The organism is Cellulomonas algicola (genome assembly GCF_003851725.1).
Classification (GTDB): domain Bacteria; phylum Actinomycetota; class Actinomycetes; order Actinomycetales; family Cellulomonadaceae; genus Cellulomonas; species Cellulomonas algicola.
In genome coordinates this window covers 1-7678 of sequence record NZ_BHYL01000246.1, presented here as the reverse complement: position 1 = coordinate 7678, position 7678 = coordinate 1, and the positions used below count along the sequence as shown (strand labels likewise).

The window sequence follows — 7678 nt, the reverse complement described above, 5'->3', positions numbered from 1 at the left end:
GTCCTGGTGGGTGCGGGCGCCGCGGGGGCGCTCACCGCCGGCGGGGCTGCGGGGGCCGGGGACGGCGGGGGCGTCTGCGGGGCGGGGGCCGACGGGGCGGCCGCCGGGGCCGGCGACCCGTTGGACCCGCTCGGGGTCTCGGTCTCGCCGGGCTTGTAGCCCTCGAAGAAGTCCCACCACGCGGGGTCCACCGCGTTCCGGTCCTGCTTGAACTGCTCGTACAGCTCGTCCACGAGCCACTCGTTCGCGCCGAAGTCGGCACGGGTCGAGTCAGGCTCCGCCTTCTGGGTCACGCTGGGATCGCCCACTTCCGCTGCGGTTCGTGACCGCGTCGTCGCCGGATCTGTTGATGACAACATTACGGCCTGTCGGGGCTTCGGCCCGGCCGGGGGACGGGGTGGCGGACGATCTGCCGACCGTCTTCACCTGGTCGGCACACGAGGGTCAACGGCGGGCAACGCCGCCGTCGGTGCGGGCTCAAGCCGAGGTCGCCGCGAGACCTGCGGAGGTCATGGCTTGGCCCGCTCCCGACAGCATGCGAGACGAGCGGATCCCGTCAGGTGATATCGCGGCGGAACGTTGTGAACCGGCCGATCGCCGCGAAGAGCAGCGCGTACCCGATCAGGACGGCGGCACCCTGGAGCGGGCTGAGCAGCTGGGTCGCCCCCATCTCGGCGTACAGGCTCCCGCCGGACAGCGCCTCGGCCGCGGCCCCGGGGAAGAACCGCGCGATGCCGTCGCCCCACGACGTGGCGGCGAGGCCGAACCGCAGCAGCGGCTCGAGGAACTGCGTGAACGCGAGGATCACGACGATGGCCGCGACCTGGTTGGTCAGGACGCTGCCGAAGCCGACCCCGACGACGGCCCACAGGGCCAGCGCCACCGCGGACAGCGCGAGCACCCGCCACGTCGACGCGAGGTCGAGGTACGTCGGCTGGCCCGCGAGCGAGACGACGAGCGCCCCGGCGCCCGCGACGGTCGCCGTGCCGACGACGCCGAAGACGAGCCCGAGCACCGCGCCGGCGAGCAGCTTGGCGCCCAGCACGACGCTGCGTCGCGGCTCGGCGAGCAGGGTCGGTGTGATCGTCTGGTGCCGGAACTCCGTGGTGACGGCGAGGGTGCCCACGACGAGCGGGAACGTGTAGCCGAGCGTGACGGCGATCGTGTAGACGGTGCGGACGATCGCGTCGGGCGGCAGGGGGCCGCCGCCCTCGCCGCCCGGGACGGTGCCCATGTCGCCGCCCTGCGTGACGACGAACGCCATGATCGGGGCGATGAACGCCATGTAGCCGACCATCGCGAGCAGCAGGACCCACCACAGGCGGGTCGTGACGAGCTTGCGGTACTCGGTCCTCAGTGCCGCGCCCATCAGGCCGCCACCTCCGGGTGCGTCGGGGCGGCCGGCGTCGCGACCATGTCCAGGAACAGTCCTTCCAGCCCGGGGTTCCGCGTGCTCAGCTCGTGCAGCTCGAGCCCCGCCGCGAACGCCGCGGCGCCGACGGTCGCGGCGTCGACGTCGACGAGGTCCACGGCGTGCCCGGTCGCGTCCGGGTCACCCGCACGGGTCCAGCCGCCGCGCGCCAGCAGCGCGGTGAGGCCGGCCGCGTCGGGGGAGACGACGCGCACCTGCGGGCGCGCGAGCCGGACCAGGTCGTCGAGCGGCGACGCGTGCACGAGGCGGCCGCGCGCGATGATCACGACGTCGTCGACGGTCTGCTCGACCTCCGACAGGACGTGGCTCGAGACGAGGACCGTGCGCCCCTCGGCGGCCAGGGCGCGCAGGAACACGCGGAGCCAGCGGATGCCCTCGGGGTCGAGGCCGTTCGCCGGCTCGTCGAGCAGCAGGACGGGCGGGTCGCCGAGCAGCGTGGTGGCGAGCGCGAGCCGCTGGCGCATGCCGAGCGAGAACCCGCCGACGCGGCGGTCCGCCGCGCCGCCGAGCCCGACGAGGTCGAGGACCTCGCTCGCGCGTGCGTCGGGCACGCCGACCTGCGGCGCGTACGTGCGCAGGTGGTCGAGCGCGGTGCGGCCGGGGTGGAAGCTCGACGCCTCCAGGGCGGCGCCCACGGTGCGCAGCGGGCGGGGAAGGCGGTGGTACGGGCGGCCGCCGATGGTGGCGGTGCCCGAGGTCGGGCGGACGAGCCCGAGCAGCATGCGCAGCGTCGTCGTCTTGCCGGCGCCGTTCGGGCCGAGGAACCCGGTCACGCGGCCGGGGTGCACCTCGAAGGTCAGGTCGTCGACCGCCCGGACGGGTCCGAAGGTCTTCGACAGGTGGGAGACCGCGATGACGCGGTCGTGGCTCGGCAAGGGCTTCGTCGTGGCCATGCCGTGACCCTACTGTTCTAACGCGACTAGAACAATGGGGTCAGGCGGTGCGCGCCCGCGGCGTCGCCGGACGGCCCGGGAGCGTCACGCGCATCGTGCAGCCCGGACCCCCGTCCGCGACCTCGATCCGGCCGCCGTGCAGGTCGACCGCCCAGCGCACGATCGCCAGCCCCAGCCCGGTGCCGCCCGTCGAGCCCTGCCCGGTGATCGCCGGGGTGTTGCCGCGCACGAACCGCTCGAACACGTGCGCCCGCTGCTCCGGCGCGATGCCCGGACCGTGGTCCACGACGTCGATCCGGACGTCCGTGCCGACGCGCGACGCGACCAGCAGCACCTCGTCGTCCGGCGGGGAGTGCCGGACCGCGTTGTGCAGCAGGTTCGCGACCACCTGGTGCAGCCGCTCGGGGTCCGCCTGGACCGACAGGTCCTCGGGCTCGACGTGCACCGGGAAACGCAGCCGCTTGGTCGACCCCACGAGCGCCGCGCCGTCCGCGGCCTCGTGCAGGAAGTCGTCGAGCCGGACCTCCTCGATCTGCAGCGGCACGTCGCCCGCCTCGAGGCGGGACAGGTCGAGCAGGTACGTGACGAGCCGCCCCAGGCGCTCCGTCTGCGCGAGCGCCGCCTGCATCGTCACCGGGTCGGGCTCGCTCACGCCGTCGACGATGTTCTCGAGCTGCGCCTGCAGCGCTGTCACCGGGGTGCGCAGCTCGTGCGCGACGTTCGCGACGAGCTCGCGCCGGAACGTGTCCGCCTGCTCGAGGTCGTCCGACATCGTGTTGAACGCCTCGGCGAGCTGGCCGACCTCGTCGTTGCTCGTCGCCTGCACCCGCTGGCTGTAGTCGCCGTCGGCCATCCGGCCCGCTGCGTGCGTCATCTCCCGCAGCGGCGACGTCATGCCGCGCGCGAGCAGCTGCGTCACGACGAGCGACAGCGCGATCGCGATCGGCAGCGTGCGGCTCGGACCCAGGTGGAACTGCGACAGGCCGACCCACGTGATGAACGACGCCAGCGCGACCGACGCCGCGACGAGCACGCCGAGCTTGATCTTGATCGAGCGGAACCGGTCCAGCGGGCGGACGTCCGGCAACCGTGACCTCCCCTCGCCGCGCACGTGACGCGGCGCGCTCACGACCCCTCGGACCTCGCCGCCGAGCCCTCGTCCGCGGGCTCGAACGCGTAGCCGACGCCGTGCACCGTGCGGATGAGGTCCGCGCCGAGCTTGCGGCGCAGCGCCTTCACGTGGGAGTCGACCGTGCGCGTGCCGCTCGCGTCGACCCAGTCCCACACCTCCGCGAGCAGCCGCTCGCGCGTGAGCACCGTGCGCGACGAGTTCGCGAGCGCGACGAGCAGGTCGAACTCCGTGGGCGTGAGGTGGACCTCCTGGTCGCCGCGCTGCACGCGGCGCTGCGCGCGGTCGATCGACACGTCGCCGATGACGAGCGGCGGGTCGGGCGTCGTCGCGACCGCGATCTCCGCGGCACGCGCGGCGCGCTCCTGACGGCGCAGCAGCGCCTTCGTGCGGGCGACGAGCTCGCGCATCGAGAACGGCTTCGTCATGTAGTCGTCGGCGCCGACGCCCAGGCCGACGAGCATGTCCGTCTCGTCGTCGCGCGCGGTGAGCATGAGGACCGGCACCGGGCGCTCGGCCTGGATCTGGCGGCACACCTCGAGGCCGTCGATGCCCGGCAGCATGATGTCGAGGACGACGACGTCGGGGCGCACCCGCGTCGCGGCGGCGACGCCCGACGGGCCGTCCGCGGCGGCCTCGACACGCCACCCCTCGGCGGAGAAGCGGTGCGCGATCGCCTGCGCGATGGCCGGCTCGTCCTCGACCACGAGGACGGTCGTCGCGGCACCTCCGGACGGCGCGGGCGGCTGCGCACCGCTGCTGTTCGTCATGAGGTCAGCGTGGCACAGCCACCCCTCCCGCACCCGGAACCTCGGCGGGGGAGGCGGGGGGAAGACGTGTCGGACCGGTGCAGGACCGACCCCCGTGCGCACCCGGCGCGGCGGCGGACCGGACCGTAGGATGTCGCCACCATGAGCGGCTCAAGTAGCTGCCGGCGACCCCAGCGGGCCGACCAGCCCGGTGGCGACGGCGCCGGCCTCCCCGTCCCCTCCCGCCCGCACGTCGACCCCTCGCCCGTCGCACCCCCGGGCGGTGACCCGTGCTGACCGAGTGGCTCCTCGTGGGCCTCGGCGTCCTCCTCACGCTCGGCACCGCGGTGTTCGTCGCCGCCGAGTTCTCGCTCGTCACGCTCGACCCGGGCGTCGTCGACAAGCAGACCGCACCGGACGACCGGCGCGGGCAGTCCGTCGTCAAGGCGCTGCGGCGGCTGTCGACCGAGCTGTCCGGCGCGCAGGTCGGCATCACGATCACCACGATCCTGCTCGGCTACACGACGCAGCCCGCGGTCGTCCGCCTGCTCGGCGGGCCGCTCGAGTCGTCGCCGCTCGGCCGGGTCATCGGCGGCGCGCTCGCGGGCCTGCTCGCGATCGTGCTGGTCAACGGCTTCTCGATGGTCGTCGGCGAGCTCATCCCGAAGAACTTCGCGATCAGCCGCCCGCTCGGGACCGCGCGCGCCGTCGCCCCGCTCCAGCGCGGGTTCACCACGACCCTGCGGCCGCTCATCTCGCTGTTCAACGGCAGCGCGAACGCGATCCTGCGGCGCGTGGGCGTCGAGCCGCGCGAGGAGCTCGCCGGCGGACGGTCGCCGCAGGAGCTCGCCGCGCTCGTCCGGCGGTCCGCCGAGGTCGGGACGCTCGACGAGTCGACCGCGACGCTGCTCATCAACTCCGTCGAGTTCTCCGAGCTCACGGCCGTCGACGTCATGACCGACCGCGGGCGGCTCGTGCTCGTGCGACGCGACGAGGACTCGGCCGCCGACGTCATCGCGCTCGCGCGCACGAGCGGGCACTCCCGGTTCCTCGTCATCGGCGACTCCGCCGACGACGTCGTGGGCCTCGTACACCTGCGTCGCGCCGTCGCCGTGCCCTACGAGAAGCGCGCCGAGGTCCCCGCCGCGGCGCTCATGGTCGACGTGCCGCGCGTCCCCGAGACCGTGCACCTCGGACCCCTGCTCGTCGAGCTGCGGCAGGGCGGGCAGCTCGCGGTCGTCGTCGACGAGTACGGCGGCACCTCGGGCGTCGTCACGCTCGAGGACGTCGTCGAGGAGCTCGTCGGGGACGTCGCCGACGAGCACGACCGGCGACGGCAGTCCGCCGCGCAGTCCGCCGACGGCTCCTGGGTGCTCGCGGGGGTGCTGCGTCCCGACGAGCTCGCCGAGGTCACCGGCCTGCGGGTGCCCGAGGACGGCCCCTACGAGACGCTCGGCGGCCTGCTCATGTACGTGCTCGGCCGGATCCCCGAGCAGGGCGACGAGATCGTCGTCGACCGCGTCCGCCTCGTCGTCGAGCGCATGGCCGGCCGGCGCGTCGAGCGCGTCCGGGTCCAGGCCGTCGCGACCGGCGAGGACGAGGAGGGCGACGCGTGAGCAGCAACCTCGCCCTCCTGGTCGGCGCGCTCCTGCTCGCCGGCAACGCCTTCTTCGTCGGCGCCGAGTTCGCGATCATCTCCGCGCGACGCAGCCAGGTCGAGCCGCTCGCGGAGGCCGGCGACCGCCGCGCGCGCACGGTGCTGTGGGCGATGGAGCACGTCTCGCTCATGCTCGCGTGCGCGCAGCTCGGCATCACCGTGTGCTCGACGAGCCTCGGCGTCGTCGCCGAGCCCGCGCTCGCGCACCTCATCGAGGACCCGCTGCACGCGCTGGGCGTGAGCGAGGACCTCACGCACCCCATCGCGTTCGTGCTGGCCCTGGCGATCGTCGTCTACCTGCACGTCGTGCTCGGCGAGATGGTGCCGAAGAACCTCGCGGTCGCCGGACCCGAGCGCGCCGTGCTGATGTTCGGCCCGCCGCTCGTCTGGATCGCGCGCATGGTCCGGCCCGTCATCGCCGCGCTCAACTGGCTCGCCAACCACGCGCTGCGGCTGGCCGGGGTCGAGCCGAAGGACGAGGTGTCGTCGGCGTTCACCGCGCAGGAGGTCCACTCGATCGTCGAGCGGTCGCAGGCCGAGGGGCTGCTCGAGGACGAGCAGGGCCTGCTCGCGGGCGCGCTCGAGTTCTCGGACCGGACCGCGGGCGACGTCATGGTGCCCGTCGACTCCCTCGTCACCGTGGGTCCCGGGGGGACGCCCGAGGAGGTCGAGCGGCTCGTCGCGCGCACGGGGTACAGCCGGTTCCCCGTGCTCGACGACGACGGCCACCCCGCGGGCTACCTGCACCTCAAGGACGTGCTCTACGCCGACGCGGACGCCCGCCAGGTGCCGGTGCCGACGTGGCGCGTGCGCGCGCTCGCGGTCGTCGCGCCGGGGGACGAGGTCGAGGACGCGCTCGCCGCGATGCAGCGGTCCGGGGCGCACCTCGCGCGCGTCGACGACGACGGTCGGACGGTCGGCGTCGTCTTCCTCGAGGACATCCTCGAGGAGCTCGTCGGCGAGGTCCGTGACGCCATGCAGCGCGGCCAGGCGTTCTGATCCGACCCGGACGCCGGTCCGGGTCGGATGCGACGCTGACCTGTGGGTCCGGTCACCCGGTGGCCCAGATCCGCCCGATGTGCACCGCGTGTCGCCGTGCGCAGGCCCTGGACGGCTGTCCAGGGGGCTTGGAAGCGCGACCGCGACCCGTTATGGTTTCGTGACCGCGGTCGCCGGAGCCGCCCCGAGAGGGACGCCTCCCCGGCCGCGGACGTCCGCCAGCGTGGACCGAGCGAGTGGAGGTGTCGTGGGGCCCGAGCACAACGAGGCGACCCCCCGGCCGACCCGTCGCAGCCTCCGTGAGGCCGAGCGTCGCGCCGCCGAGCAGACGTCCACCGCCGTGCTCACGCCCCCGGGCGTCCCCGTGACCTCCGCCCCGCAGCCCGCCGGACCTGCGCTCCCGTCGTGGAGCCAGCCGCGGCCCGACGGCGGGTCCGCCCAGCCGGCCCCGCGCTCGACCTACGGGGTCGCCGCGACCGCACGGACCTCTCCCGCGTCCGGCGCCCCCCGCACGACGCTGCCCGCGCCGGGCTCGCGCACGACGCTCCCCGCGCCCGGTCCGCGCACGACGGTGCCCGCGCCCGGCTCGCGTACGACGGTGCCCGCGCCCGGTACGCGCACGACGATGCCCGCACCTGGCTCGCGCACCACGCCGCCCGCACCCGGTTCCCGCCTGACGGCGCCCGCGCCACGGACGGCCACGCCGGCGACCGGTGCCGGAGCGCGCGCCGCGTCGCCGCGGGTCCCCGCGAACCCCGGCCCGTCCTGGACCGCGTCCGCGCCCACGACCTCGGCACCCTCCCCGCGGCCCTTCTCGCC

8 protein-coding genes are annotated in these 7678 nt (G+C 74.8%); 2 read left to right on the top strand and 6 right to left on the bottom strand.

The genetic code is table 11. From position 1 onward, the window contains the following. The 5 genes from CTKZ_RS15105 to CTKZ_RS15085 all read right to left on the bottom strand — a co-directional run. On the bottom strand, positions 1 to 293 hold a 293-nt coding region (locus tag CTKZ_RS15105), incomplete at its 3' end, for a 2-oxoglutarate dehydrogenase E1 subunit family protein (protein ID WP_200829765.1). A 263-nt stretch (positions 294 to 556) separates the two neighbouring features. Further along, entirely contained in the window at positions 557 to 1369 is an 813-nt protein-coding gene (locus tag CTKZ_RS15100; RefSeq protein ID WP_124343716.1) for an ABC transporter permease, read from the bottom strand. Further along, positions 1369 to 2325 (bottom strand): ABC transporter ATP-binding protein, encoded by a 957-nt coding sequence (locus CTKZ_RS15095; protein ID WP_124343715.1) that lies wholly within the window; start codon positions 2323 to 2325, stop codon positions 1369 to 1371. Before CTKZ_RS15095 ends, CTKZ_RS15100 begins: the two co-directional genes overlap by 1 nt. Before the next feature lie 40 nt (positions 2326 to 2365). After that, on the bottom strand, positions 2366 to 3454 hold the full coding sequence (locus tag CTKZ_RS15090; protein WP_124343714.1) for a HAMP domain-containing sensor histidine kinase: 1089 nt from the start codon (positions 3452 to 3454) through the stop codon (positions 2366 to 2368). Further along, entirely contained in the window at positions 3451 to 4224 is a 774-nt protein-coding gene (locus CTKZ_RS15085) for a response regulator transcription factor (RefSeq protein WP_124343713.1), read from the bottom strand. The genes CTKZ_RS15090 and CTKZ_RS15085 overlap by 4 nt, the downstream gene beginning before the upstream one ends. 269 nt (positions 4225 to 4493) lie before the next feature. On the opposite strand from CTKZ_RS15085, the gene CTKZ_RS15080 reads away from it, so the two are divergent. Further along, positions 4494 to 5819: a hemolysin family protein gene (locus CTKZ_RS15080; protein ID WP_124343712.1), complete on the top strand. Its 1326-nt coding sequence runs from the start codon at positions 4494 to 4496 to the stop codon at positions 5817 to 5819. Beyond that, positions 5816 to 6859, top strand: coding sequence for a hemolysin family protein (locus CTKZ_RS15075; protein WP_124343711.1), 1044 nt, complete (start codon positions 5816 to 5818; stop codon positions 6857 to 6859). Before CTKZ_RS15080 ends, CTKZ_RS15075 begins: the two co-directional genes overlap by 4 nt. Positions 6860 to 7318: 459 nt before the next feature. Here the strand turns inward: CTKZ_RS15075 and CTKZ_RS21655 are convergent. Continuing rightward, a partial coding sequence (locus CTKZ_RS21655) for a hypothetical protein (RefSeq protein ID WP_371852375.1) occupies positions 7319 to 7678 on the bottom strand: 360 nt, incomplete at its 5' end.